The following is a 2,173-nucleotide window of genomic DNA, read 5'->3' as shown; positions in this document are numbered from 1 at the left end:
TCCGTGTAGGGTCGGCCAGCAGCGCCCTGTCTGGCTTGCGCCGGGTGGGTTTCTGCTGGCCGCCCTCCGAACCGGACGTGCCCATTCCTGAGCATCCGGCTCTCCATGCGATCACGCCGTGACGCTCGCCCAGGGGTTCGGGATGCGGGTTCCTCGGTAGCGGTAGCGGGTCACGGGGACCTGCCAGGCACGGAAGAACTCGATCCCCTCGGCGCGGATCTGCCACCGGGGCAGGTGCCGTCTGACGAGGGTGCGCATATTCAGCTTCGGGTGCCGCTTCTTCAGCCAGCCCACGATCCGCCAGAAGGCGAAGTGATCGATGACGGTGAAGACGCGTTTGACCACGCCGTGCTGGAAGTAGGCGCACCAGCCCCGCAGCGCCGGGTTGAGGCGGCGCAGCAGGTCGGCGAGCGTTCGATGGGATGCCCGGCGGGTCAGCGTCCGCACCTTGTCCCGGATGGAAGCCAGCGACTTCCGTGACGGGTAGGTGTAGATCGCGGTCTTCCCGCCATGACCTCTGATCCGGCGGCGCTGGATGCGCCACCCGAGGAAGTCGAACCCGGTGTCTATGTGCGTGACCGTCGTCTTCTCGACCGACAGGCGCAAACCCATCGGCGCGAGCACGGTGGCTGTTTCGTCCCAGAGCGCTTCGGCATCCTCGCGGGTGCCGCGGACGAGGACGACGAAGTCGTCCGCGTAGCGGACCAGCTTCATCGTCGCGCCCCCGGCGCGTTGATGCTTCGTGCGCGACCATTGCGGGCCGAGCATGTCCCACTTGCGTTGGAAGTGCTCGTCCACCACGGACAGGGCGATGTTCGCCAGCAGTGGCGACAAGATCCCGCCTTGCGGGGTGCCGGTGAACGTGTCCCTGTTCACGCCGTCCTCACTGAGGACGCCCGCTCTCAGGAACCCGCGGACCAGACGCAACACACGCTTGTCGACGACCCGCGCCCTGACGCGCTGCATGAGCGCGTCGTGGTCGATCTCGTCGAAACACGCGGTGATATCCGCTTCGAACACCTGCACGTAGCCACGTGAGGCGTAGTAGTGGATCTCCGCGATCGCGTCCTGCGCCCGCCTGCGCGGCCGGAACCCGTACGAGGACGGCTGGAAGTCGGCCTCGAAGATCGGTTCCAGCACCAGCTTCAAAGAGGCCTGAACGATCCGGTCCGTCATCGTCGGAATCCCGAGCTTGCGGACCTTGCCGTTCGCTTTCGGGATCGACTTCTGACGCACCCGCTCTGGGACGAACTCGCCGTGCTTCACGCTCTCGCGCAGCTCGGCGAGCATCCCGTGCACCTTCTCCGGCGGGACGGATCGCGGGGCGATTCCGTCGACTCCGGCGGTGCGGCCTCCCTTGTTGCCCGCCACCCGGCTCCACGCCGCAACGAGGAACCCGGGGTCATAGACCAGGTTGAACACATCATCGAAGCGACGACCGGGGTCGGTCGTCGCCCATTGGTGCAGTTTCGTCTGCATTCTCAGTACCCGCGCCCACGCCTCCTGAGTATCGGCTGGCCACGGAACATCCGCATTCACGGTTGTGTCTCCCTTACTGCTTGTCGATCCTGCGATCACACTGGACCCCTTCGCCATGCGGCCGGCTTTCCCGGCCTCGGACTACTACGGGCCCTCCGTCCCATCCCGGCCCGATCAGCAGGCCGTGCGCTCAGCCCTCGGTGTCGTCGCTGGCGGCGACGCACCTCCGGCGAGGCCGGGATAGTTCCCACGTTCACTCTCGAACCCTTCGACGGGATCGGCACCCAGTTATGCCCCAGCATCCTCGCCACGGCTACGCCGCAGGCTTTCACCGTGGCCTCCCGACCGGCGACATCACCCAGCCCAGGAGTTCCCCTCACCGCCGAAGCCGTGAAGGTGCGCGATGCAACCCGACCCGCATCCGCCAGGTTGGAGTCGGTGGTCTCGTATTGAGAGGCTTTCAGCCACTGGTTCCTATCCGTATGCCTCTCCGTCTCGCTAGCCGAGCCCGCACCATCTGGCAGTTCTGGCACGACTCGTCGTTGTCGAGGACTGCTCCACCCAACCCGCTCACGCCAACGGGCCAGATCGTCCTCCAGCTATCACACGCCTGCTGCGACAGGCGCCGAGCGGTGTCCTTTCACCACCGCAAGGTTCAAGAGCGCCTCGTGGCGCTCGATGTCGGTGAGCCAGA

1 protein-coding gene is annotated in these 2,173 nt (G+C 66.2%); it reads right to left on the bottom strand.

Annotation, left to right across the window (positions count from 1 at the left end; all coding sequences use genetic code 11):
* Positions 1 to 111: 111 nt before the first annotated feature.
* Positions 112 to 1,539: a group II intron reverse transcriptase/maturase gene (gene ltrA, locus LL236_RS14705; RefSeq protein ID WP_228179573.1), complete on the bottom strand. Its 1,428-nt coding sequence runs from the start codon at positions 1,537 to 1,539 to the stop codon at positions 112 to 114.
* Positions 1,540 to 2,173: the final 634 nt, after the last annotated feature.

Origin of the sequence: Microbacterium schleiferi (assembly GCF_020781975.1) — a bacterium.
Classification (GTDB): Bacteria; Actinomycetota; Actinomycetes; order Actinomycetales; family Microbacteriaceae; genus Microbacterium.
This window is presented reverse-complemented; position numbering and strand designations above follow the sequence as displayed.